General features: G+C 70.5%; 20 protein-coding genes. 10 read left to right on the top strand and 10 right to left on the bottom strand.

Annotated elements, in window-relative coordinates:
- Positions 1–6: 6 nt before the first annotated feature.
- On the bottom strand, positions 7–810 hold the full coding sequence (locus tag OOZ19_RS05960) for a nucleotidyltransferase domain-containing protein (RefSeq protein ID WP_266088982.1): 804 nt from the start codon (positions 808–810) through the stop codon (positions 7–9).
- 177 nt (positions 811–987) lie between these two features.
- Between OOZ19_RS05960 and OOZ19_RS05955 the strand changes: the two genes are divergently transcribed.
- The 4 genes from OOZ19_RS05955 (at position 988) to OOZ19_RS05940 (ending at position 6,207) form a co-directional block, all read left to right on the top strand.
- On the top strand, positions 988–1,545 hold the full coding sequence (locus tag OOZ19_RS05955) for a dihydrofolate reductase family protein (protein ID WP_266088981.1): 558 nt from the start codon (positions 988–990) through the stop codon (positions 1,543–1,545).
- 365 nt (positions 1,546–1,910) lie between these two features.
- Positions 1,911–3,887 carry an ATP-binding protein gene (locus OOZ19_RS05950; protein ID WP_266088980.1) on the top strand — a complete coding sequence of 659 codons (1,977 nt, stop codon included), beginning with the start codon at positions 1,911–1,913 and terminating at the stop codon, positions 3,885–3,887.
- Between the two features lie 18 nt (positions 3,888–3,905).
- On the top strand, positions 3,906–5,402 hold the full coding sequence (locus OOZ19_RS05945) for an ABC transporter substrate-binding protein (RefSeq protein WP_266088979.1): 1,497 nt from the start codon (positions 3,906–3,908) through the stop codon (positions 5,400–5,402).
- 367 nt (positions 5,403–5,769) lie between these two features.
- Entirely contained in the window at positions 5,770–6,207 is a 438-nt protein-coding gene (locus OOZ19_RS05940) for a hypothetical protein (protein WP_266088978.1), read from the top strand.
- 74 nt (positions 6,208–6,281) lie between these two features.
- On the opposite strand, the gene OOZ19_RS05935 is transcribed toward OOZ19_RS05940, so the two are convergent.
- The 7 genes from OOZ19_RS05935 to OOZ19_RS05905 form a co-directional block, all read right to left on the bottom strand.
- Positions 6,282–7,466: an acyl-CoA dehydrogenase family protein gene (locus OOZ19_RS05935; protein ID WP_266088977.1), complete on the bottom strand. Its 1,185-nt coding sequence runs from the start codon at positions 7,464–7,466 to the stop codon at positions 6,282–6,284.
- Between the two features lie 43 nt (positions 7,467–7,509).
- Positions 7,510–8,496: a 3-hydroxyacyl-CoA dehydrogenase NAD-binding domain-containing protein gene (locus OOZ19_RS05930; protein ID WP_266088976.1), complete on the bottom strand. Its 987-nt coding sequence runs from the start codon at positions 8,494–8,496 to the stop codon at positions 7,510–7,512.
- Between the two features lie 13 nt (positions 8,497–8,509).
- The gene (locus tag OOZ19_RS05925) at positions 8,510–9,247 is read right to left on the bottom strand and encodes an acetoacetate decarboxylase (protein WP_266088975.1); all 738 of its coding nucleotides are present in this window, start codon (positions 9,245–9,247) and stop codon (positions 8,510–8,512) included.
- Positions 9,248–9,303: 56 nt separating this feature from the next.
- A complete protein-coding gene (locus OOZ19_RS05920; protein ID WP_266088974.1) occupies positions 9,304–10,500 on the bottom strand; it encodes a CaiB/BaiF CoA transferase family protein in 1,197 nt (398 codons plus the stop codon).
- Between the two features lie 141 nt (positions 10,501–10,641).
- On the bottom strand, positions 10,642–11,535 hold the full coding sequence (locus OOZ19_RS05915) for a LysR family transcriptional regulator (RefSeq protein ID WP_266088973.1): 894 nt from the start codon (positions 11,533–11,535) through the stop codon (positions 10,642–10,644).
- Between the two features lie 486 nt (positions 11,536–12,021).
- A complete protein-coding gene (locus tag OOZ19_RS05910) occupies positions 12,022–12,999 on the bottom strand; it encodes an ABC transporter permease (RefSeq protein ID WP_266089146.1) in 978 nt (325 codons plus the stop codon).
- Between the two features lie 446 nt (positions 13,000–13,445).
- Positions 13,446–16,211 carry an alpha/beta fold hydrolase gene (locus OOZ19_RS05905; protein WP_266088972.1) on the bottom strand — a complete coding sequence of 922 codons (2,766 nt, stop codon included), beginning with the start codon at positions 16,209–16,211 and terminating at the stop codon, positions 13,446–13,448.
- A 593-nt stretch (positions 16,212–16,804) separates the two neighbouring features.
- On the opposite strand from OOZ19_RS05905, the gene OOZ19_RS05900 reads away from it, so the two are divergent.
- Positions 16,805–17,776: a TerC family protein gene (locus tag OOZ19_RS05900; protein ID WP_266089145.1), complete on the top strand. Its 972-nt coding sequence runs from the start codon at positions 16,805–16,807 to the stop codon at positions 17,774–17,776.
- Positions 17,777–17,851: 75 nt separating this feature from the next.
- Here the strand turns inward: OOZ19_RS05900 and OOZ19_RS05895 are convergent, their stop codons facing one another.
- The gene (locus OOZ19_RS05895) at positions 17,852–18,508 is read right to left on the bottom strand and encodes an RES family NAD+ phosphorylase (protein WP_184480752.1); all 657 of its coding nucleotides are present in this window, start codon (positions 18,506–18,508) and stop codon (positions 17,852–17,854) included.
- Positions 18,509–18,542: 34 nt separating this feature from the next.
- Positions 18,543–19,127 carry a DNA-binding protein gene (locus OOZ19_RS05890; protein WP_266088971.1) on the bottom strand — a complete coding sequence of 195 codons (585 nt, stop codon included), beginning with the start codon at positions 19,125–19,127 and terminating at the stop codon, positions 18,543–18,545.
- A gap of 437 nt (positions 19,128–19,564) precedes the next feature.
- Here OOZ19_RS05890 and OOZ19_RS05885 point away from each other — a divergent pair, with 437 nt between their 5' ends.
- From OOZ19_RS05885 to OOZ19_RS05865, 5 genes are all read left to right on the top strand, one after another.
- Positions 19,565–20,317, top strand: coding sequence for an SDR family oxidoreductase (locus OOZ19_RS05885; RefSeq protein WP_266088970.1), 753 nt, complete (start codon positions 19,565–19,567; stop codon positions 20,315–20,317).
- Positions 20,317–21,081 carry an SDR family NAD(P)-dependent oxidoreductase gene (locus tag OOZ19_RS05880; RefSeq protein WP_266088969.1) on the top strand — a complete coding sequence of 255 codons (765 nt, stop codon included), beginning with the start codon at positions 20,317–20,319 and terminating at the stop codon, positions 21,079–21,081. The genes OOZ19_RS05885 and OOZ19_RS05880 overlap by 1 nt, the downstream gene beginning before the upstream one ends.
- A gap of 175 nt (positions 21,082–21,256) precedes the next feature.
- Positions 21,257–21,856, top strand: coding sequence for a TetR/AcrR family transcriptional regulator (locus tag OOZ19_RS05875; RefSeq protein ID WP_266088968.1), 600 nt, complete (start codon positions 21,257–21,259; stop codon positions 21,854–21,856).
- Between the two features lie 52 nt (positions 21,857–21,908).
- Positions 21,909–22,898, top strand: coding sequence for an NADPH:quinone oxidoreductase family protein (locus OOZ19_RS05870; protein ID WP_266088967.1), 990 nt, complete (start codon positions 21,909–21,911; stop codon positions 22,896–22,898).
- A gap of 197 nt (positions 22,899–23,095) precedes the next feature.
- A complete protein-coding gene (locus tag OOZ19_RS05865; RefSeq protein ID WP_266088966.1) occupies positions 23,096–24,691 on the top strand; it encodes an AbgT family transporter in 1,596 nt (531 codons plus the stop codon).
- Positions 24,692–24,785 lie beyond the last annotated feature (94 nt).

The raw sequence follows: 24,785 nt of genomic DNA, 5'->3' as shown, positions 1-24,785 counted from the left end.
GCCCGATCAGGCCAGTCGTGCCGCGATCAGTTCGAACAGCTCCTGGTCGAGGGGCATTTCCCAGCGCCGCGCCGCCTCGTCGGACAGCGATCGGGTCCACTGCCAGCTTTCGCGTGCGGCGAGGGTGACTTCGTCCGGCACGAGCCGCGAGGTGGTGGCGGCGTGACGGGCGTAGTCCTCGGTGGTGAGGTCGTGTTCCAGGCGGCGGCTCGGGGTGAGCCAGTTGTCGACGGTGCCGCGCAGCAGGCGGCACAGGCGCAGCTGGAACGGTGCGACGACGCCGGTGAGCAGGGCGTGGCCGCGCGCCGTTTCGCCGCGGGCGAGCAGGTTCGCGGCCATCAGGGTCCAGTTGGTCAGGTCGTCGACGAGTTGCCGTGCGGTGGCGGCCGGCTCGGGGCGGTGCGGCTCGGTGAGCACCGCGGCGGCGTCGGTGAGCCCGCCGGTGCGGTCGAGCAGCACGGCGCGGTCCGGATCCGGCAGGTGGATCATGCCGCGCCAGGAGCGGACCTGGTCCACGGAGCTCGCGGCCTCGGCGTGGAATTCACCGCGCATCAGGTCGTCGAAGATGACCGCGTTGACTCCGTGCTGGTTCACGGAGGCCAGGCGGATCTCGGCGACGGTGCCGAGGAACGCGGCCACGTCGAAGTCGGGCAGCGATTCGTCGTCGATGAACAGGTACGCCTCGATGTCCGAGAACTCGTCGGCTTCGGCGATGGTGTACGAGCCGTACAGCAGCACCGCTTCGATGCGCGGGTCGGCTTCGGCGCGGGCGCGCAGCGCGTTGACCCGCTGTTCCAGGGGAAATGGCAAGATTTCTCTCCAAAGTGACGCGGCCCGCCTCGTTGGGCGGGCTGCGGAATCTGCGTTCACGGGGCGGGTGCTCGTCGGAGCACGAACCTCGTCACCTCGAGAAGACGGCCATGTGCCGGACGATATCGGACGCCCCTCCCGATTCGGGTGCGGGCGGGAGGAACGGGGAGGCCCCGCATGGGCAGGTTGATCTACTCGGCCATCACGTCGCTGGACGGCTGCGTCGCTGACGAGCACGGCGGCTACGACTGGGCCGCGCCGAGCGAGCCGGTGCACGCGTTCCTGAACGATCTGGAGCGGGAGATCGGGACTTACCTGCTGGGGCGCCGGACCTACGCGGAGATGATCGTGTGGGACGCGTTGCCGTTGGCGGACCAGCCGCGGGTGATGCGTGACTTCGCGGGGATCTGGCTGGCGGCGGACAAGGTGGTGTACTCCGGAACGCTGGAATCGGTGTCCACCGGCCGGACTCGGCTGGAGCGCGATTTCGACCCGGCCGAGGTCCGGCGGTTGAAGGAGTCCTCCGCCGCCGACCTCACGGTCGGCGGACCGGGTCTCGCGGCTGCGGCGTTCCGGGCCGGGCTGGTCGACGAGTGCCAGTTGTTCGTGAAGCCCGTGCTGGTCGGCGGCGGTCTGCGGGCGTTCCCGGACGGGGTCGGGGTGGGACTGGACCTGCGGGCGCAGCGCCGATTCGAGGACGGCACCGTGCACCTGCGCTACGACGTGCGGAGCTGAACGGTCCTCTCGCGCCGTTCCGGATCGCGCGAATCGCGGGCGCCGAACGGCTGGAAAGAACGTATCGGAAACCGCCGTTGCAGGAACGGGGATTTCGAGCCGGACATTGTTTCGATCTTGTTCGCGGATCGGTGGCGCAGACGCGTGCGCGGAATCCGGATCGTGCGCTGCTGCGGGTTGGTGCAGCGCGTTCTCCCGTAGGATTCGGTCGTCCGGTCTGATCGAGGTCGTCGTTTCGGCGATACCTCATTTCCCGGGAAGCGATGTCGACCGCGGAGACCGGTCGTTCATGCTCTTCCCTTTCTCGCTCCATCGGAACGGTTGGGGGAACCGAGCCGACCGGAGTTTCCATCGCTGATCGGGGGATGGCAGTGGTGCGGAATGCTCAGGCATCGTCGGATCCGGAGCCGGTTCTCTTCGGCCGGAGCCGGGAGCTGCTGCTGGTCCGGGAATTCATGCGGCGCCCGGAGCACGACGGAGTTCCGGTGAGCAGGCCGGTTCCGATGCTCACGTTCACCGGTCCCCCCGGCAGCGGGAAGACCGCGCTGCTCGACGAGCTCGCCGCCGGTCTGGAGCAGAACGTGCCGTTCGCCCGACTGGACTGCGCGCGGCTCGGCCCGAGTTCGCCGCAGAAGGCGTTGGCAGCGCTGGCCTTCCAGCTCAGCAGGCCGTGCAGGGGCTACGGGACGCTGGAGTTCCCGCGGCTCATCACCGGGCAGCTGGCGCTCGGCGCGGACCTGGACGTCACCCGCTGGAAGCTCGCTCGCAGGCAGGTCGAGGACGAGCTGGTGGCCTACCCGAAGATCAGCGACCCGCCGCAGTTCCTCGCCACGCTCGCGGCCGAAGTGCTCTCCGCGGTGCCTGCCTTGGGAAACGTGCCGGGAGTCGTCACGTTGGGCCAGCACCTGCCCGGCCTGGTCGTCGGCGGGATCAACGCGCTGCTGGGCGGCCGGCGGGATCGCGGCGACGGCAGGAAGTGGTTCGGACACCAGGACAAGGGGCTCGCCCGCGACCCGATCGACGTGCTGGTGGAGCTGAACCACAAGGCGCGGTCGGCCGGGGGGAGCCAGGAGGTGGGCGAGGTGCTGTGGGCGGCGTTCCTAGCGGACCTGCGCGACGGCTTCCGGCGCGGCAGGCAGGCAGATCGGCGGACCCTCAACTGCGCGGTGCTGTTCGACGACGTCGACGCCGGACTCGAACTGGTCTCCGGGCTGGGGATCGCGCACCGGCAGCGGGGCCCGCTGGCCGTCGATGATCCAGATCCGCTGACCGTGGTCGCGACCAGCAGCAGGAGCGCACTGGTGCGGCGGCTGTCGGCCGCCGGCGAGGACCCCGTGGCGATCGAGAGCGCGGGGTACGAGGACTACGCCCAGCGCGGTTCCGGGCGCCACCGCGCCGGTCCTTACCTGGTGCGGCTCGACGATCTGAGCCCGGAAGCGGTCGGCACCCTCGTTTCGGCGCTCGGGCCGCGGCTGAGCGACAACCGCCGCATCAGCGCGATGGTGCACGGGTTCGCCCACGGTCACCCGGGCGCGACCCGGATGTTGCTGGACGCGATAGCCGAGCACCGGCTGGACCCGGTGAGCCTTGACGCCGTGCTCGACGCGGCCGTGCCGGGCGACGGCGAGGTCCGGGTGGCGGACAACATGGTGACCACGTTCCTCGTCGACGTCGCGCCGGACGTGGTGGAGGACCTGGTGACCTGCTCGGCGGCTCGCAACATCGACCAGGCGCTGCGGCTGGCCCGCTACCGCCCGCTGCTGCTGGGCACGGGCGATCGCAATTCCGCGGTCTTCGACGGGACGGTGTGGAGCCGCGTCGACGACGCGGGCGCGCGCACCATGATCCCGGTGCTGCGCAGGCTGCTGCTGCGGCGGCTCGCCGCCCGGACCGAGCACGACCGCGCCGATTGGGCCTCGGTGCACGGGTGGTTGCGGCGCCGGTGTGAGCAGGACCAGGACCGGGCGGGGGAGCTGCACCACGCGCTGGCGCTCGGCGAGGTCGAGTTCGTCACCAGGAAGCTCGCAGACTTGCTCGACCAGGTTCCCGCCCGCGCCTGGCTGGTGCTGCTGCGGGAGGTCTGCGCGGCACCGGACGCCGGTGGCCACGCGCTCTCCCCGGTCGAGCGGGTGCGCGAGCTGACGCGCTGGGCGCCGCCGCGCGACCTGCCGATTGCGCCGCTGGCTCGGCTAATCGTCGCGCTGTGGACGGTCGCCGATCCGTTCCACGGCGCCCGGTACCGCGACCTGGACGGTGAGATCGCCGCTGATCTCGACGACATCGCACCGTACGCCGGTGACGGGCTCGCCGTGCTGCGCGCGGAAGCGGACAAGTACCGGTAGGTGCTCGGAGGAGGGGCAGTGAACACACCGACGAGGTTCGATTTCCACCCGCCGCAGTACGCCAAGAGGGCCGCGCGGGACAGGCGGGTGCGGGTGCTGCGCAACGTCGGTGCGCTGGTCGCCGTCGTGCTGCTGCTGACCGGGGCGTGGGTCGGGGCGGGGTGGTGGCTGAGCGGCTGCTCCGCGGGCATGTGGCGCGGGGTCGACGACGAGTGCGTCGGTGTCAGCGACGGCTCGGCGAGCCTGCACCACGGGCTGCGCGACATCGAGGAGAAGATCGAGGACGAGAACGACCGGATCGCGGGCCTCGGCAGGAAGGTCGTCACGGTCGCGGTGCTCACCCCGGTTCCCGAGCCCGGTGGTGATCGGGGCAGCGTGTCCCTCGACCAGGCCCGTTCGAAGATCATCGGCGCGTATCTGGCGCAGCGGCAGGCCAACTCCGTCGAGGGCGCCTACCCGTTGTTCCGGCTCGTAGTGGCCGACGAGGGCAGCGACGAGCAGGACTGGGAGGAGGTGGTGGACGAGTTGATCGGACTGATCGACGACGAGCGGCCGCTGGTCGCCGTGACGGGCATGGGCGTCAGCGTCGGGGAGACGATCAGCGCCGCGCACCGGCTGGCGGACCACCAGATCCCGATGGTCGGCGCGGTGCTCACCGCGGACGGCCTCAACATGACCGGGGCGGTGCGCCCAGAGGACGGGCCGATCAGAGGGTTGTACCGGGTGAGCCCCAGCAACCGCACCGAAGCCTTGGCGCTGCACGAGTTCCTGGTCCAGCGGCCGCGCGAGTACATGCTGGTGCGGGATCAGAACTTCAACGACTTCTACACCACCGGGTTGCGGGACGACTTCGCCGAGGTGTTCTCCGCTGAGCTCGCGGCAGGGGTGCAGCGGTCCTTCGACGGCACGCCGGGCATCAACGGCACGACCAACCAGTTCAACGAGATCGTGGCCGAGCTGTGCAGTCCGGGCACTCCGGACACGGTGCTCTACGCGGGACGCGCCTCGCTGCTGGACGCGTTCGTCGAGAAGCTCCGCGTCGAGCACTGCGGTAAGACGGTCACCGTGGTGACGGGTTCCGACGCGGCGAAGTTGAACGAGACGGAGCTGCCGGGGCACGTGCAGGTGGTGTACGCGGCGTTGGCCGACCCGAAGGCCTTGAGCGACGCGAGGTTCAACGAGTACGCCGAGGACTACAACGTCAACTTCGACGCGTTCCGGCAGCGGGAGAAGATCGGCTCGAGCGATCTCGCCAACGGCTGGGCGATCATGGAGTTCGACGCGATGACCGCTGTCGTGGACGCGGCGCAGAAGGCCCTGCTGAACGAGACCGAGATCGGCCCGGCCGAGGTCAGGACGGCGTTGGTGAGCTTGACCAGCGAGCGCAACGACATCGACGGAGCGGGGGACCGGTTCCACTTCGACGCCGACACGGGGGATCCGGTCGGCAGGACGATCCACATCATCCACCAGGTCGGGCTCGAATCGAGGCCGGTGCACAAGTACACGTCCTGACGAGATTCTGCGTGCGCAGCGGAAGAATCACACCGAAAGGCGGAGGAGCCGCCGGTGGGCGGGAGTGGTGTCGTTCGGGCGGCCGACGGCGTTAGCAGGTGATCGGGACGGCGAGGGGAGATCACCCTGACGGCGGCGCCGGTGCTCGGCGCTGGTGGCACTGGGTGAGCAGAGGTGCGGCGGTGTTCCCGGAATTGCGCCGCAGGTGGGATCCTGCTGCGGCGATCCGGGGATCTTCGGAATTGTCCGGAATTTCCCCCGGGATCGCTGGGTAATGTCTGCCTCGTCCTGATCGAGGGACGATTTCCGGACCGGCGACAAGGCCGGTTCTCGGTTCGAAACTTGGGGGTTTCGGATGAAACGGCGAATGATGGTGTGGCTCGGCGCGCTCGCGTTGGCAATGGGGACCGGGGGCGTTGCTCAAGCGGGCACGAATTCGGATGGAATGCCGCTGAACGCGCCGACGGCCACGGTGGAGGTGCAGTCCGAAGGCGGCGCCTCCGCGCAGGCCACCTGCTACTACCCGGTGGCATCCGGTGGTGCGCTGGTCTGTTTCAACCCGACCGGCGAGCACCTCTACATCTGCGATCGGGCGGCGGACGGGCATCACCCGGTCGCGCGCTACTACCGCAGTGACAAGTCCGGGTTGAAGACGAAGCACGCGAACGTCGGCAACGGCAAGTGCCTGGATTGGAACCTGTCGATTCCAGAATCCGGGTGGGTCGACTACAGGGCCTGCAATTATGAGGGCAGCACGGCGCTGAGTTGCAGCTCGTTCTCGGGTCGCATTTCGGCGAAGGGCTGATCGTCGGCTGAAAGCGGGCGTCGGAATCCGTTCCCGCGCCCGCTTTCAGCGTCGTCCTCACCTGAAGGCCGTCCTCACGCGAAGGCGCTCAGTCCCGTGATGGACTTGCCGACGATGAGGGTGTTCATCTCGCGGCTGCCCTCGAACGAGTAGACGGCCTCGGCGTCGGCGAAGAACTTCGCCACGTCGTAGTCGAGCACGATCCCGTTGCCGCCGAACAGCTCCCGCGCCCACGCGACGACCTCGCGCATGCGGGTGGTGGTGAAGGCCTTGGCGAGCGCGGCCTGGTCGGCGCCGGCCTTGCCTTCGGCGGTGAGCTGGTTGAGCCGCACCACCATCCCGAACATGGCGGTGATGTTGCCGAGCATCTTCACCAGCAGGTCCTGGATCATCTGGAACCCGCCGATGGGCTTGCCGAACTGCTCGCGGCTCACCGCGTACTCGCGGGCGAGTTCGTAGGCGCGCATCGCCACGCCCAGCGCCTGCCAGGCCACGCCGCCGCGGGTGCGGGCGAGGACCTTCGCGGTGTCGCGGAAGCTGTTGATGTTCTGCAGCCGGTCGGATTCCGGGATCCGCGCCTGGTCGAAGACGATGTCGGCGTTCTGCACGCTGCGCAGCGCGATCTTGCCTTCGATCTTGGTGGCGGTGACGCCGGGAGTGTCCTTGCCGACGACGAAGCCCTTCACCTGGTCGTCGGCCTCGTCGCGGGCCCACACGACGATCAGGTCGGCGAAGGTGCCGTTGCCGATCCAGCGCTTGGCGCCGTTGAGCACCCACTCGTCGCCTTCGCGGCGCGCGGTGGTGCGCATGCCGCCGGCCACGTCGGAACCGCCCTCGGGTTCGGTGAGCGCGAACGCGCCGATCTTGTTCATGTCGACCATGTCCGGCAGCCAGCGGTCCCGCTGCTCCTGGTCGCCGCCGCCGAGGATGCTGCCCATCGCGAGTCCGGTGTGGACACCGGAGAACACGGCCAGCGACGGGTCGATGCGGTTGAGCTCGATGCTGAGGAACCCGGCGAACAGCTCGCTGCGCTGCTCGCCGTCGCCGTACTCGGGGTACTGGTAGCCGGCCAGCCGCAGCTTCGCGAACTTCTCGATCGCCTCGAACGGGAACTCCGCCTTGTCCCACGCCGGGTTCGCCAGCGGGGCGATCTCGCGCTGCAGGTAGTCGCGGATGTCGGCGAGCTCCGCGCGCTCGGAGTCGCTGAGCAGTTCGGCGTAGCCGAAGAAGTCCGGGTCGGTGTTGACCTTCTTGGCCATGGTGGCCTCGCTTTCTCCGTGGTGGCCGGGAATGCCCGGCCGGTCAGTTCCGGTGGTGGCGGCCCTGGCCCGCACCGTCGTCGCGCGCTTCGGAGTCCAGGGCGGCGCTGATGGCGTTGTGCCTGCGGTCGCGGGACCGCGTGCGGTCGACGTAGGCGTCCGCACCGAAGCCGTAGGCGGACTCGGTCTGCGTCGTGAGCTCGTCGATCGCGGCGGGGGTGAGCGCGGGGTCGCCGAGCTCCTTCCAGCGTTCGGCCATGCCGACGCCGAGGTGGCGCATCATGTGCCGGATGCCGCCGGGGCCGCCGCCGAGGTGGAAGCTCTCGAACGGGCCGATCGTGGCGTAGCGGCCACCGAGGGACGCCTTCATCACGGTGTCCAGTTCGGGCACGCTGACCACGCCGTCGAGCACGAGGCTGATGGCCTCCCGCATGATCGCGCTCTGCAGGCGGTTCGCGACGAAGCCGTCCACTTCCTTGCGCAGCCGCACGGGCGTCTTGCCGATCTCCCGGTAGAAGTCGAACGCGCCGGTCACGACCGGCTCGGCGGTGCGCGCGCCGGGGACGACCTCGACCAGCGGCACCACGTGCGGCGGGTTGAACGGGTGCGCGATCAGCAACCGGGCCGCGGCCTCGTCGGGAAGGTCCTCGGCGATGTCGGAGGCCACGATGCCGGAGCTCGACGAGGCCAGCACCGCCTCCCGCGGGGCGTGCGCGGCGATCTCGGCGAACAGATCCTGCTTGAAGCTCAGCCGTTCCGGGCCGTTCTCCTGCACGAGGTCGACGTCGCGCACCGCCTCGGGCAGGGACGGGACGACCTCGATCCGGCTCAGCAGATCGGCGGGGGTGGTGCCGGGAATTCCGGCCGACAGCGCGGGGATCGCTTCGGTGAGCACCTGCGCCAGGTCCTCGCGCGGGTCGGTCAGCCGCACCCGCAAGCCGCGGGCCGCCAACAGCGCGGCCCAGGACAGGCCGATGGTGCCCGCGCCGACCACCGCCACCGTCGTCCACTGCGGATCTTGTCGTGTCATCGGGATGTCTCCTTCACTCGGCGAGGTAGTCGTGGACCGGGGTCGCCGCGCCCAGCGTGAGATCGGTGATGACGTGGCTGGCGGAGACGACCTCGCGCACCGGGAGGTCGGCCAGCGGCGCCAGCACGTGCTCGAACAGCTGGAGCCGCGCCGGGCCGGTGTGGGCTTCCTTCACCGCGATGTCGGTGATCTGCGACCGCACCAGCTCGCACACCCGGGGCTTCCCGCGGTAGCCCGGAACGATCTTGAGCATGAACGAGGGAACGGTGATCTCGGCGCGCGCGTCGGCCGGGTCCAGCGGGTGGTGCTTGTAGCCCATCGTCGCGGTCGCCACCCGCTGCGAGCCGTAGTCGAGGGTTCCCACCAGCGCACCGTGGTCGGCGAACAGCGCGGGGGAGCCCAGCACCTTCGGGTAGGCGCTCGCCTCCCGTCCGGCCGCGGTGGCGGGGAAGTTGTCCAGGTACATGGCGTGCAGGTACTCGCCGCGTTCCGCGCCGAGGCGCACCGGGATCGCCTGGCCCGCCTCCACGTACGGACCGAACGAGGTCACCTCGCCCATCTTCATGATCTCGAACCGCACCAGCGGTTCGTCGACCTCCAGCGGCTCCGGGACGACCGCCCGCAACGCCTCCTGATCGGTCCGGTACACGATGTTGAGGTACTCGCGGTCGGTGAACCGGGGCACCGCCGCGGCGAACGCGGGCGCGGTGAGCGGGGTGGTGGGGCTGCGCAGGACCTGTTCGCGATTCACGACACGTCTCCTCGATGTTCTGAATGCGGATTTCGCGGTGAGCGCGGGGAAAGCGCTCAGGCGACCCCGAGCTCGCGGAGCACCTCGTCGGTGTGCTGGCCGGGAAGCGGCGCGTGGCCGCGGATCGAGGCAGGGGTGGCGGAGAAGTTCACCGGCACCCCGACCATCCGGTAGGCGCCCTCGGTGGGGTGCTCGGTGAGGTCGAGCAGGTGGCCTTCGCGGACGTAGTCGTCGTCGGCGGCCTCGTCGAGCTTGAGCACCGGGCCGACGGGGATGCTGTGCTCGGTGCACACGTCGATCCACTCGGCCGTGGTCAGGTTCGGCGTCACCGACTCGATCATCTCGGCGATCGCCTCGCCGTCGCTGAGGGCGTCCAGGATCTCGCCGTTGACCCGCGGGTCCTCCGCCAGCTCGGGGCGACCGCCTGCGTGGAACAGGTCGCGGCAGTTCTGCGGGCTGTACGGGATGATCATCGCGAGGCCGTCCTTGGTCGGGCGAGCCCGATGCCCCTTCGTCAGCGACGGGGCGAATCCGGTCGGGCCCATCGGCGGCTCGAACGCGGCGCCCTGCAGGTGTTCGACCAGGTTGAACGCGAGCATGGTGTCGGCCATCGGCACCTCCACCAGCTGTCCCTGCCCGGTGGCGCGCTGGTGGTGCAGCGCGGCGAGCGCGGTGTAGGCGATGGTCAGCGCTGCGACCTTGTCCGCGAAGATGCTCGGCAGCACCACGGGTGCGCCGATGTCCCCGGCCCGATCGGCCAGGTCGAGCAGCCCCGAGGCGGCCTGCACCGTCTCGTCGTAGGCGGCGAGGTCCGCCCGGTCGGAATCCGGCCGGAACCCCTGCGCGTGCGCGTAGATCAGGTGCGGGAAGGACTCGGCGAGGCTCTGGTGGTCCATGCCGAGCCTGCGCAGCGCGCCGATGCGCATGTTCGTGATCAGGATGTCGGCGCCGCCGATGAGCCGGAGCGCCTTCGCGTGGTCGGCTTCGTCCTTGAGGTTCAGCGCCACGCTGCGCTTGTTGCGGTTGACGTTGAGGTTCAGCGGCGTCATGCCGGGAGTGCGGTGCAGCGTGCCGTTGCGGACGGTGTCCTTCGGCGACTCGATCTTGATCACGTCCGCGCCGAGGTCACCGAGGATCTGGGCCGCGTACGGCCCCATCACGACGGTGGCCATGTCGATGACGCGGACGCCCGCCAAGGGGCCTGTCCGGCCTGCGTCCGAGGTGCCGGCGGCAGGGCCTGCGGGAGCTGTCATGGCTGCGGAGTTCCTCCTCGCGCGAATCCTTTTGCTTCGCTAACGACGCTACGAGGAGGCTTTCGGCGGCGGCAATCGATCGGTGCGCCCGATCGGCGAACATTGGCGTGACCGCAGCGGTCACGCGGTCGTCAGTGCAGGTCAGGAGAGCGCGTGGCGGGCTTCGGAGATCAGGTCGGCGAGGTCCGCGCCCGGTTCCGCGCGATCGGTGCGCCAGATCAAGCCGGTCACCAGCACCGGGTCGAAATCGGCGAACGGCAGCAGCACGACCCGGTCGTGCTCCGACGGGCGGCCCATCTGGTTGCGCGGATCCAGCATCGAGATGCCGAACGCGCCGCCGTTGGCCACGAACTCGCCGATGCCCGAGTAGTCCCGCGTGCTCAGCGTCGTGCGCCGGTGCACGCCCGCGGCGGCCAGCCGGACCTCCAGCTGGTCGAAGTAGGTCGGTGACAAGCCCGAACCCGGGCGGGCGTAGACGTGCCCGGTCAGCTCCGAGAGCGACACCGACTCCCGGTCGGCGAACTCGGCGGCCGGCAGCACCGCCCCTAGCGGTTCGCGCAGCACCTCGCAGGACTCCACGCCCTCCGCGTGCGCGGGCAGGTGCACCAGCGCGAGTTCCAGCTCGCGGCGGCGCACCTGGTCGAGCAGGTCCTGGCTGCCGCCCGGCCAGCGCCGCACCTCGCAGCCCGCGGTGCGGTCGAACTCCCGCAGCCGCTCCCGCACCGTCGGGTGCAGTCCCGGCGGCACGCCCACGTGGACCACGCGCTGCCGGGTGTCGACCTGCTGGCGCAGCCTGCCGGGGAGGTCGTCGAAGCGGCTCAGCACATCGGTGGCCAGCGGCAGCAGCGCGGCGCCCGCCGGGGTGAGGTTCACGCTGTGCGAGTCGCGGTCGAACAACCGCACGCCCAGCTCGCGTTCCAGGTCGCGCACCCGCCTGCTCAGCGGGGACACCGCCATGTGCAGCTGACGCGCCGCCTTGGAGAAGCTCAGGTTCTCGGCGACGGCCGCGAAGTACCGCAGGTGGAACACCTCCATACGCCGCAGCCTATTACCCCGAAAGCCGCAGACGTCCAGAGCGGCTGTCTTTGAACTTGGTCCGCGCAGGTGTCCGGGTAGCGGAACCTCAGCGGCTTCCTCGCTGCGGGATCGATTCCTCATGCACCCGAGAGCCCGACGATGAGCTCCACCGTGACCCGAGCAGACTTCGAACCTCCACGTTCCAGCGGCGAAGCCGTGCCTTTGCGGCGAAGCCGTGCCTTTGCGGCGAAGCCGTGCAGTAGGGCGGCGAAGCCGTGCAGTAGGGCGGCGAAGCCTGCCTGCCTTGCGGCCGAAGGCCGTGCCTGTATGCGCGAAGCGCATAGCCCACGTAGAAAAGCCGCTCACCCGCGGGTTCTCAGCGTCCTTCTCGCGAGGACAGCTTTTTCCCTCGTGGCGGAGCCACTTGGGAAAAAGATCCCGCAGCGAGAAGGACGCTGAGGTTCCGCTGAACGACCACCCAAGCAGAACGAGCCCAGCCCCCCATCAACTAGTGATGTCCTTGCGGTGGAAGTGCCAGTGGGCCAAGGTCACGAACACCGTCGCGTAGATCAGCGCCGAGCACGTGCCGTTGGCCATCCCGGTCCAGTCGACGTCTTCGGCGAGCAGGTCCGACCAGGCGCTCGCGTAGTGCGTCGGGAGGAACGACCGCAGCGACCCCAGCGCGGAGATCTGGTCGAGGATCTGCGAGAGGATCGAGACCAGGACCGCGCCGCCCACCGCTCCCAGCGGCGCGTCCGTGCTGACGCCCAGCCAGAGGGCGAGCCCGGCGACCCAGCTCAGCTGCACCGCCAGGTACGCCACCGCCAGCGCCAGGTGCACCGCGCCCGCGGCGAACGAGAGCACGCTGCCGTTCGGCGTCGCCAGCTCACCCGGCCCGTACCAGAACAGCCCCACCGCGAGCGCGACGGCGGGCAGCAGCACCGTCCCGAGCAGCGACAGCAGCGCGGCCACGATCGCCTTCTGCCGCAGCAACCGGCCGCGTGGCACCGGCGCCGCGAGCAGGTAGCGCAGGCTGCACCAGGACGCCTCGCTGGCCACGGTGTCGCCGAAGAACAACGCGACGACCAGGACCAGCAGGAATCCCGCCGAGGACGACACGGCGAACGCGGCGAAGTTCAACCCGCTGGAGGTCGCCATCCCGGCGAGGTCCCCGGTCCGCGGGGTGGAACCGTCGTCGCCGATCTCGAACGCGGCGAGCAGCAGCAGCGGCAGCAGCATCAGGAACCCCAGCGCCAGCCGGGTGCGCCTGCGCCCCAGCTGGCGGGCCAGCTCCACCCGCACCGGCAGCGTCCGGCCCGCTCGGTAGCCCTGCACGCTGCCGTCGGCCTGGGTGGGGTCCTGCGCGCTCACCGGCAGGGCCGCCGCCGTCTCCGCCGCCGGGTCGGCGACCGAGACCTGGCCGGTCTCGACGATTCCGGAGCGTCCCGTGGAGTCGGTGAAGCGGGGGTGATCGGAGGCGATGCCGGTCGAGCGGCCCGCCGGGATCACGTCGTCGGCGGTCGCGGCCCGTTCGTCGGCGTGGTCGCCGGTCGCCACCTCCGAACCTCCGCGTTCGGCTTCCCACGTCGGCGAGGTCCAATCGGGCCGTTCCGGGTCCCGCACGTCCGCCCGGTCGGCGCCGAGCTCGTCGGCGCGCGGCTGCTCGTCCTCGGGTTCGGGGTCGTCGGCGAGCATCGCGTCGGCTCCCCACATCGGTGACGGCCGCCGCTGTGCCGGGTCCAGGTCGGGGAAACCGCCGGACTCCAGCGCGCGGGCGATCGCCGCCCGGTGCAGCTCGGACTCCGTCGACAGCGGCTGAGTCTCCCGCCCCGACTGCTCACCGTGCTCCGGAGCCGCCGCGCCGGTCGGCGCGGACCACGGGTCCGGTGCCGGGATTTCGGTGGATTCGCCGTTCGACCGCGCCGCCATCAGCGCTGCTCCTCTCCGACCAGGTTCAGGAAGGCGTCCTCGAGCCTGCGGCGCGGCCCGACTTGGCTGACCGCCACCCCGGAGGCGACCAGCGCGTTCACCGCGATCGACCGGCTGTGCCCGGCCAGGTCCGCGTGCACCAGGTCCCCGTCGACCTGCACCGCGCCCAGTCCCTCCAGCGAGCGCAACGCCGCGGCGGCCTGCTCCGGGTCGTCGACGCGGAACGTCGCCTGCCCGTCGACGGAGACGATCTCCTCCACGCTGCCCGTCGTGATCACCTTGCCGCGGTGCATCACGATCACGTGCGTGCAGGTCTGCTCCACTTCGGACAGCAGGTGGCTCGACAGCAGCACGCACCGCCCGGTCGCCGCGTAGCGGCGCAGGATCTCGCGCATCTGGTGGATCTGCGGCGGGTCCAGCCGGTTCGTCGGCTCGTCGAGCACCAGCAGGTCGGGCAGCCCCAGCATGGCCTGCGCGATCGCCAGCCGTTGCTGGGTTCCTTGGCTGAACGTGGCGGTACGGCGGTGCGCGTGGTCACCGAGTCCGGCGATGTGCACGACCTCGTCGAACCGCGCCTGCAACATCGGCCGGCCGGTGGCCGCCCAGTAGTGCTTGAGGCTGTCCAGCCCGGTCAGGTGCGGCGGAAAGCCGGGCGATTCGACGAGCGAACCGATTCGCGAGAGCACCGGTGCGCCCGGTTCGACGCGGTGCCCGAAGACCCGGATCTGCCCGGCGCTCGGGTGCAGCAACCCCAGCAGCAGGCGCAGCGTCGTCGTCTTGCCCGCGCCGTTCGGCCCGAGCAGGCCCACGATCTGCCCGCGCTCCACGCGCAGCGACACCCCGTCGACCGCGGTCACCTTGTGCGGGTACGTCTTGGTCAGGTCGGTGATCTCCAGCGGCGGCCCGTTCGCCTCCGGCTCCTCGGGCCGCGCGTAGCGGCGTCGCAGCCGGGAGAGCAGCCAGGTCGCCCCGAGCAGCGCGAGGACCCCGGCGATGGCCGCCACCGGCGCCGCCGGGAACGTGCCGCCGGTGATGCCGGTGGCCTTCACCGACGGCACCGACAACGCCCGGTCCCCGGTCACGTCCACCCGGTGCACCGCCGATTCGACCGGCACCGCGTAGGCCTGATCGGTGGTCGTCACCGCCAGCTCCAAGCGGTGCCCGGTCTCCACCGAATGCACCACGCCCGGCAGCGCCACGTTCACCTCCACGGGCCTGCCGTCGGGGCGGAGCCCCGTGACGTGCATCGGAGCGACCGCGTCTCCCACCAGTTCCTTGCGGCCCTCGCGGTCGACGTCGTAGAGCTTGGCGAACAGCACCGCGTCGCCGGTCGTGGGCTGGCCGGGGACCGCGGCCACCGACAACCGCGTCTGCGGCACGCCGGAGACCAGCAGCTGCGAGGACACCGGTTCGGTGCGGAAGTTCGCGACCTGCCCCGGCAGGTCCCGCGGTTCGGGCCGATCCCCCCGATCCGAGGAACCGGGCAGCGAGCTCAGCGCGGCGGGGGAGCCGCCCGGCGGGTTGACCACGGTGGTGGCCGGGCCGGTGAGGTCCAGCGAGAACCGCGGCGTGCGATCCGACCGCACCCCCGGGTAGTCGGGCGAGGCCATCGTGCGCACCGGCACGTCGCCGTCCCGGCGCGCGGTTCCGGCGATGTCGTACTCGAAGCGGTTGCCCGGTGCTCCCGCTCCGCGCAGGTGGGCGGAGAACCAGTCGGCGATGCGCGCTTGGACGCGGGCCTGCGGGCCGGAGCCGTCGTGGCCGCCCGCGAACCACAGCATGCTGACGTCGCCGCCCGCCGCGGCGATCTGGCGGGCGTTGGCATCGGCCTGGTCCAAGCCGAACAACGTGTCCTGCGTGCCCTGGACCAGCAGCGTCGGAATCCGGATGTTCCCGTTCTTCGAACTGGGCGAGACCGACGCCAGCAGCTTGCGGGTGTCCGCCGACGCGCGACCGGTGCGGGCGAGCTCGCTGTAGGCGGCGCACACCTCGGCGGTGAAGTTCCCGCAGGTCGCGGGTGGCGGCGTGCGGGTCCGGTCGTCGGCTCGCACCGGAGCTCCGGCGCCGCCCGTGGTGGGACCGCCGGTGGCGAACAGCAGCCCTGCCCACGCGCGCCGGAACACGCCGGCCGGCCCGAACGCGCCGTGCGCGGGGGTGTCGGCGGGCGGCGGCGCGGTGCCCGCCGCGTTCGGCAGCAGCGCTTGCCCGAGGTCGTTGTAGGTCATCACCGGCGCGATCGCGTCCACCCGCTCGTCGCTTCCCGCCAGCAGCAGGCTCAGCGCGCCCCCGTAGGAGCTGCCGGTCACGCCGACGCGCGGATCGCCGTCGCGGTCGCGCTGCACCTCCGGCTGCCGCGCGAGCCAGTCCACGAGCTGGCGGGCGTCGGAGACCTCGTAGTCCGGCGAGTTCAGCGCGATCCGGCCGGTGCTCCCGCCGAATCCGCGCGCCGAGTACGTCAGCACCGCGAACCCGCGCCGGGCCAGGTCCCGCGCCTGCCCGTCCGCGTCGGTCTTGTCGCCGCCCATGCCGTGCGCGATCACCACCGCCGGCGCCGGGGTGGTGGCGGGCGCGTAGAGGGTGGCGTCGATCTGGATGCGCTCCAGCCCGTCCGGGCCGTCCTGGACGTCGATGAGCGCTTCGCGCGGCGCCGGTGGCGCCGGTTGCTCGCGCTCACCGGACCAGAGCGCCGCCACGCCGCTGACCAGGAGTACGGCGATCACGATGAGCAGCAGGAAACGCCTGCCGTGGCGGAGGAGCTTGGGCACGGGGCCGACAGTAGGGGAAAGAGGCGGCAACGGATTCATCCTGAGGCGGGCCAGGGCGAAGACGCTATGAAGCAGCAACCGAACAGAAATCCGGTCGCTTCCTGCGGCGTCACCCTCGCGATTCGTCGAGTCGTTCGGTGCACGGCCGCATCCCCGAGTGCGGGCGCGGCGATCATAACCGGACGTCGAACCGGTGCGATCGCCCATTCGTTCGAGTGAAGTTGGTGCGATCGATGGGATTGGTCACACGGTGGCACCGGTACCCCGCAACGGGTGATGCTTTGACCAGGGCATTGTGGCTTCAGGTAGCTCGCCGTAGTCTTCCGTGCGCATTCGGGTCGATCAACCCGGGCTGGTGTTCGAAGCAGTGCATAAGTGACAATCTTGGCAACGTTGTGGAGGGGAGTATTCCTTCGCGGCGGCATCGTCATCACGGCCTCGTCGGCTGCCTCTAGGCTGCTGCCGGGACCCGGTGCCGTCGACCGGTACGCCGGTGGAAGAGACCTCCGGTCCCGGCGCATGCCCTGAACCGGAGGTGATCGATGGGTGCCAGGATGATGGCGGCCCAGCAGGCTCAAGCAGCGGTCGATTCGTTGCACGTTCCTTGGTGGATCTGGGCGGCGACGCTGGGCGGGCTCGCCCTGCTGCTGCTGATCGACCTCGTGATCGTGGACCGCAAGCCGCACGAGGTGACCACTGGCGAGGCCGCTCGCTGGGTCGTCTTCTACATCGCGTGCGCCGTCGCGTTCGGCATCGGAGTGTGGATCTTCGGTGATCAGCACTTCGCGATCGAGTACTTCACCGGTTACATCACCGAGTACTCCCTGAGCGTGGACAACCTGTTCATCTTCATGGTGATCATGTCCAGCTTCGCGGTCCCGGCGATCCACCAGCACCGCGTGCTGCTGATCGGCATCTTGCTGGCCCTGGTCATGCGCGGTGCGTTCATCGCGGTCGGCGCGGCGCTGATCGAGCGCTTCGTGTGGGTGTTCTTCGTGTTCGGCGCGTTCCTGATCTGGACCGCGATCGGCATGATCCGGAACAAGGACGAGGACGAGGAGTACAAGGAGAACGTCGTCGTCCGCTGGGTCCGCAAGGTGTTCCCGGTGACCGAGGAGTACCACGAGACCAAGTCGATCGTGAAGATCGACGGCAAGCGCTGGCTCACCCCGATGTTCGTGGTGATCGTCGCCATCGGCAGCGCGGACCTGCTGTTCGCCGTCGACTCCATCCCGGCGATCTTCGGCATCACCCAGGACCCGTTCCTGGTGTTCGCGGCGAACGCCTTCGCCCTGATGGGGCTGCGGCAGCTGTACTTCCTGCTCGGCGGGCTGGTCGACAAGCTGGTCTACCTGAACGTGGGGCTGTCGATCATCCTCGGGTTCATCGGCATCAAGCTGGTGATCCACGCGCTGCACGAGTACCACGCGGTGCCCGAGTGGCTGGAGATCAACAACTGGATGTCCCTCGGCGTGATCATCGGCGTGCTGGCGATCACGACGGTCGCGAGCCTGGCGAAGTCCCGCAAGGACGAGGCGGCTCAGCCGGAGCCCGAGAAGTCCTGACCTGAACGAGGAGAACCGCGCGGCACCCGACCGGGGTGCCGCGCGGTTCTCTTTTCGTTGGTCTGCCGAAGTCCGTCAGTCGAGCAGCGTGTAGTTGAGCTCCTTGCACACGCGGCCCAGTGGGACGTCCAGTCCGGGGTGGTCCAGCGGCAGTAGCACGTCGGGGGCGTCCGGCAGGGCCGTCGCCGACGGCGGGTCCCACAGGCACAGCGACGGGTTGCCCCCGTCCATCGCCGAGCGGTACCAGAGCCCGTCGAGTTCCGGGTAGGCCGCGCGGATGCTGCGCGCCCACGCCTGGGTGCGCTCCTTCGGGCCGTTGCTGATCGCCTGCGAGGCGCCCGCGCGGGTCGCCCACAGCCCGGCCAGGTCCAGCAGCCGCAGCGTCCGGCGCGGGCGGAACAGCACCAGGTGCGGTTTGCGGGTGCGGCGGTCCACGGTGGACGTCGCCTGGAAGACCTCGGCGACGCAGGTGCGCACGGACAGCGAGAAGTACAGCACCCCGTGCTCGCGGGTGACCGTCGGACCGCCTTGGGTGTTGGGCAGGTGCGGGTCGAAGCGCGCGTGCGGCAGCGGCCCGGCGTAGCGGAAGCTGTCCCACTGCTGCGGGTGGTTGCCGCCGGAGGTGAACACGCGGGCGAGCCGAGTTCCCGCGGGTACCGCGATCACGTCCTCGGTACGTCGCAGCATGGCTTGCAGTACCGCCGGCGCCGGCGGCTGGGGGAGTCTTGCCAACGGATGTCCTGGTGGGTTCGCGGTCCGGGTCGGATCAGGCCGGGGTGCCGATCGCGGACGCGAGGTCGGCGACGCGTCGCGCGCTGCCGCCCGCGAGCAGCCATTCCCGCGGGCTGACCGGCCGGTCGCCGAGTTCCAGGTCGTCCTGAGCCGTCGTCATGAACTTCGCGAGCACCAGCGCGGGCTGGTCCTGCGGCATGCCGGTGAGCACCGTTTCCAAGCCGGGCAGCACGTCGTTGTCGCTGAACTGCCAGGCGGGCAGCCGCCAGCCGCCGCGGTCCTTCCACCCGATGAGCCGTCCGTCGCCGATGCGGTGCCGGATGCGGCTGGAATCGACGCCGATGCGCTCCGCCGCCTGGTTGACCGACAGCGCGGTGTCGCGCAGCACCGCCTGCTCGGCTACCGTCCGGGCGCGCGGATCCGTCTCGTTCGCGGCGAGCGGCGCGAGGTCCAGCCCGGCTTCGCCGAGGGCTTCGCGTTCGGAGCCGGTGAAGTGCGCTGCTGGGTCGACCTGCGGCGTGATGAGCCTCTTCGCCGCGTCCTCGACGAGCGAGAGGAATTCGTTGGCGGTGACCCGCAATCCTGCTCGGGCCAGGATGGTCTCCAGCGCGACTGTCATGTCCCCAGCGTAGCGCGTTCTGGGCCAAACGTGTGCGCGATCGTGCGCTCCGCAATGGTGAATCACTGGATGTAGCAATCGTGTCGCACAGCGTGCCGCGTCCGTCCGACTGACGGAGGACCCGGCCTAATCTTTCGGGCGATGCGTCCGTTTGCGTTGAAAATCGCCACCCGCCCGAGTAAACGATCTTCGTTTTTGCTGGCGAGCCCAGTGGGGAGCAATTTTCGGCCGCCGCGGCCCCCGGAGGCGGGACAGCTGCACGACGTGAGGTCAAGGGCCTGATGGGTGGTCCGGTGGTGTGGATTGCCGGTCGGGTGGGCCGTGCCGGGTGAGTCCGCCGCGCCACCGGCGAGGTGGTCCCGAGGCTTGACGCGACCCTGGGGCAGCCCGTTGACTGGTCCGTACCGACTGGTCGGTCTTTCGAGTGGGAGCATCGCATGAGCAAGCGTTTCGACGGCCGGGTGGCGATCGTGACCGGTGCCAGCCGCGGCATCGGCCTCGGCATCGCCGAACGGCTGGTCTCCGAGGGCGCCAAGGTGATCATCACCGCCCGCAATCCGGAGCCCCTGGCGGAGGCGGTGGCGACGCTCGGCGAGGGCAACGCGCAGGGCGTCGCGGGCAAGGCCGACGACGTCGAGCACCAAGCCGAGGTCGTCGACCGCGCGCTGAGCGACCACGGCCGGATCGACATCCTGGTCAACAACACCGGCATCAACCCGGCCTACGGCCCGGTCATCGACGTGGACCACGCGGTCGCGCGCAAGACCTTCGAGGTCAACGTGCTCGCCGCGCTGTCGTGGACCCAGCAGGTGTACCGGGCGTGGATGAAGGAGCACGGCGGTTCGATCCTCAACGTCTCTTCCGTAGCCGGGCAGCGCCCCTCGCCGGGCATCGGCTACTACGGCGGGACCAAGGCGATGCTGTCGCTGCTGACCCAGCAGCTCGGCGTGGAGCTGGCGCCGAACGTGCGGGTCAACGCGGTGGCACCGGCCGTGGTGAAGACGAAGTTCGCCACCGCCCTCTACGCCGAGGACGAGGACGGCGTCTCGGCGGGCTACCCGCTCAAGCGCCTCGGCGTACCGGACGACATCGGCGGCGCGGCGGCGTACCTGCTCTCCGACGAGGCGTCCTGGGTGACCGGGCAGATCCTCACCCTCGACGGTGGACTGACGCTCACCGGAGGTGTGTGATGCGGCTGGCGGAATCGGTGGCGGTGGTCACCGGAGGCGGTAACGGCATCGGCGCCGCGCTGAGCCGCCGGTTCGCCGAGCAGGGCGCGTCGGTCGTGGTCAACGACCTCGACGCGGACGCGGCGCGGGCGGTGGCCGCCGAGGTCGGCGGGCTGGCCGTGCCGGGCGACGCCGCGAGCGAGCAGGGCGTGGCCGACCTGGTCGGTGCCGCGACCGAGCGCCACGGGCGGATCGACCTGTTCTGCGCCAACGCCGGAGTCGCCGACGGCGGCGGCCCGGAGGCGGACGAGTCCGCGTGGGCGCGGTCGCTGGAGGTCAACGTGATGGCCCACGTGCGCGCGGCTCGAGCGGTGCTGCCGCAGTGGCTGGAACGCGGCGAGGGCCGGTTCCTGGCGACCGTCTCGGCCGCCGGGCTGCTCACGATGCTGGGCTCGGCGCCGTACTCGGTGAGCAAGCACGCGGCGCTGGCGTTCGCGGAGTGGATGTCGATCACCTACGCCGACCGCGGCATCACCGTGCAGGCGCTGTGCCCGCAGGGCGTGCGCACCAACCTGCTCGACGGCACCGGTGAAACGGGCAAGAAGCTGCTGGCCGACGCCGCGATCGAACCGGACCAGGTCGCCGACGAGGTGCTGGCGGCGTTGCGGGACGACAGGTTCCTGATCCTCCCGCACCCCGAGGTGGCGCAGTACTACGCGCTGCGCGCGACCGATCCCGCCAAGTGGCACGGCGGCATGCGCAAGCTGCAACGCGGGCTGGCGTGATCTCCCGGTCGCTAGCCTGATGGGGGCAGGGGCCATGCGGAACGTTCTTGTTCTGTGTCGTGCCGGCGGCGGAGCCGCTGAGCAGTGACCAGCCAGCGGAAGATGACCACCGCTGAGGTTCCGCCACCCGACCCGTTACGCAGGTCATTCCGAAGACCCCGAGAGGGAGGCGCACATGGCGGAGGTTCGTACGGCGCCGGAGGCCGCCGGAACGGTGCCGCAGCGACTGCTGGCGGCGGCGACGCGGTTGTTCGCCGAGCACGGGTTCGAGACGACCTCGGTGCAGCAGATCGTGGACGCCGCCGGGGTCACCAAGGGCGCGATGTACCACTACTTCGGCTCCAAGGACGACCTGCTCTACGAGATCTACGCGCGGGTGCTGCGCGTCCAGACGGCTCGGATGGAACGGGACGCGGGCGGCGGTGCCCCGGTCGCGGAGCGGCTGCACGCGGTGGCCTCGGACGTGGTGGCCACGACGGCGGCGAACCTGGACGACACGGTGATCTTCTTCCGGTCGATGCACCTGCTGCACCCGGACAAGCGCACCGAGGTGCGGGCGCAGCGCCGCCGCTACCACGAGCGGGTGCGGGCGCTGATCGAGGAAGGCCAGGAGGCGGGCGTGTTCCGCACCGACAAGCCGGCGGAGCTCGTCGTGGACTTCTTCTTCGGCTCGGTGCACCACCTGGGCACCTGGTTCCGGCGCGACGGTGAGCTGACCGGCGAGCAGATCGGCGAGCACTTCGCGGATCTGCTGCTGACATCCCTGCGGCCATGACCGGTCGCGGGCGGTAACGAGGAGCGGCGGAGCTCCCTTTCGGAGGTGGCGTGTGAAGGCGTGGCAGCTCAGCGAGAACGGTGAACCGCAGGACGTGCTGCGGCTCGACGAGGTGGCTGATCCGCGACCGGGCGAGGGGCAGCTGGTGGTGCGGGTGCTGGCGACCCCGGTGAACTTCCCGGACGTGCTGTTGTGCCGCGGCCAGTACCAGATCAAGCCGCCGCTGCCGTTCACGCCGGGCGTGGAGCTGTGCGGTGAGGTCGTGGAGGTCGGCGAGGGTGTGACCGGGTTCGCGCCGGGCGACCGGGTGCTCGGCTCGGCGGCGCTGCCCACCGGTGGGTTCGCGGAACTGGCGCTGATGGACGCGCCGCGAACCTTCCCGGCACCGGAGTCGTTGTCGGACGCGGAGGCCGCCTCCCTGTTCATCGGTTACCAGACCGGCCACTTCGGACTCCACCGGCGCGCGGGCCTGCGCGAAGGCGAAACGCTGCTGGTGCACGCGGCGGCGGGCGGTGTCGGCAGCGCGGCGGTGCAGCTCGGCAAGGCGGCCGGGGCGAAGGTGATCGGCGTCGTCGGCGGGCCGAAGAAGGCCGAGGTGGCGAAGGAGCTCGGAGCCGACCTGGTGGTGGACCGGCAGAGCGAGGACTTCGTGCCGGTCGTCAAGGAGTTCACCGGCGGCAAGGGTGCCGACGTGGTGTACGACCCGGTGGGCGGCGACACCTACACGCGTTCCACGAAGTGCATCGCCTTCGAAGGTCGCATCCTGATCATCGGCTTCGCGGGCGGCACGATCCCCACACCCGGCCTGAACCACGCGCTGATCAAGAACTACTCGATCGTGGGCCTGCACTGGGGCCTGTACAACGAGCGCGACCCGCAGCTGGTGGTGGACGCGCACCGGGAGCTCGCCCGGCTGGCCGACGAAGGCCTGATCCGCCCGCTGATCAGCGAGCGGCTCCCGCTGGGCGCGGTCGCCGACGGCGTCCGCCGCGTCGGCGAGGGCAGCACCGTCGGCCGCGTCGTCTACGACCGCTCGGTGTGATCGGCGAGCCGGTCGGGGCGCTGCGGCGCGGCTGACCGGGCGCGCGGGAGGCGTTCGCGCCGCCCGCGCGCCCGTCCCGCCCTGCGGGAGGTCGGGCTCGCACCTTCACCGCCGCCGGTCGGAGGACTAGGTTCCTCCCAGCGCCCGCCGGCGGTGCCGGGGGCGTGGCCGACCGCCGCACCGCAGCAGGAGTTCGCATGGCCGACACCGCCGCACCCGCGAAGCAGAGCAGGCTTGATCGGGTGCTGAACCTGGTCGAGCGGGCGGGCAACAAGCTGCCCGATCCGTTCCTGCTGTTCGGTTTTTTGCTGCTGCTGGTGGCCGTGGTGTCCACTGCGGTCGCCGCGTTCGGGGTGTCGGTGCGGATTCCCGGCGCGGAGCAGGAGACCCCGGTGCGGGCGGCGTTGTCCGGTGCGGGGCTGGAGTTCCTGTTCACCGAGATGCCCGCGAACTTCATCGGCTTCCCACCGCTGGAGACCGTCATCACGATCATGCTCGGGGTGGGGCTGGCGGAGCGGACCGGGCTGCTCACGGCGTTGATCAGGGCCTCGTTCGGCGGTGCGCCGCGCTGGGTGCTGCCGTACGCGGTGGGGTTCGTCGGCATCACCTCCAGCGTGATGGCCGACTCCGCGATGATCATCCTGCCGCCGTTGGCGGCGATGGTGTTCAAGGCCGCGGGCAGGCATCCGGTCGCGGGCCTGCTCGGCGGGTTCGCGGCGGCGGGCGCCGGGTATTCGACGGCGCCGGTGGTGACGAGCCTCGACGCGTTGTTCTCCGGGATCAGCAACGAGGTCGCCTCGATCCTGCCGGATCCGGGGGCCGCGGTGACGCCGGTGTCGAACTACTACTTCAACGTGGCGTCCTCGGTGCTGCTGGCCCTGCTGGCGGGGTTCCTGATCGACCGGGTCATCGAGCCGCGGATGGTCCGCGGAGGTGTTCCTCGCGAAGAGGCGGTGCCCGAGTCCGATGTGGACGTGTCCGTGCAGCGGGAGGGCGGCCCGGAGGTGGGCGAGCGGCTCACCGTCGTGCTCAGCGCCGCGGAACGGCGCGGTCTGCGGTGGGCCGGGGTCGCGGCGGCCGTCCTGCTCGCGGCGGTGCTGGCCCTGGTGCTGTGGCCCGGTTCGCCGCTGCGCAACGACTCCGGCGGGTTCCTGCCGGAGTCGCCGCTGCTGGACTCCGTCACGACGCTGATCTTCCTCGCGTTCATCGTGCCCGGCATCGCGTTCGGCGTGCAGGTGGGTGCGGTCGCGCGCGCCGCGGACGTGCCGAAGCTGATGGCGGGCGCGTTGCGGGACCTGACGGGATTCCTGGTGCTGGCGTTCATGCTCGGCCAGTTCATCGCGCTGTTCAACTGGACGAACCTGGGCGCGGCGCTGGCCGTGGGCGGCGCGAACCTGCTGACCGCGCTGGGACTGGCGGGGTATCCGGCGTTCCTCGGGTTCATGGTGCTGGCCTCGGTGCTGAACCTGTTCATCATCTCCGGGTCGAGCCTGTGGACGTTGATGGCCTCGGTGTTCGTGCCGATGTTCGCGCTGCTCGGCTTCGAGCCGGGTTTCGCGCAGGCGGCGTTCCGGGTGGGCGACTCGGCGACGCAGATCATGACTCCGCTCAACCCGTACATGATCATCATCTTGGGGTACCTGCGCCGCTACGAGCCGAACGCCGGGCTGGGCACGCTGGTCGCGCGGATGACGCCGTTCGTCGTGCCGTTCTGGTTGCTGTGGGCCCTGATCCTCACCGCGTTCTACTTCGCGGACCTGCCGCTCGGGCCGGGCATGGGCATCAGGTTGTGAACGCGAGCCCAGCAGAGCCCTTCCGTGCGACCTGCGCAGGTGTCCGGGTGGTGGAACCTCAGCGGCTTCCCCGCTGCGGGACCGTTCGATCGCG

The sequence above is a fragment of the Saccharopolyspora sp. NFXS83 genome, assembly GCF_026241095.1.
GTDB lineage: Bacteria > Actinomycetota > Actinomycetes > Mycobacteriales > Pseudonocardiaceae > Saccharopolyspora_C.
Note: the sequence above shows the minus strand (reverse complement) of the source record. Positions and strands in the feature narration are given on the sequence as shown.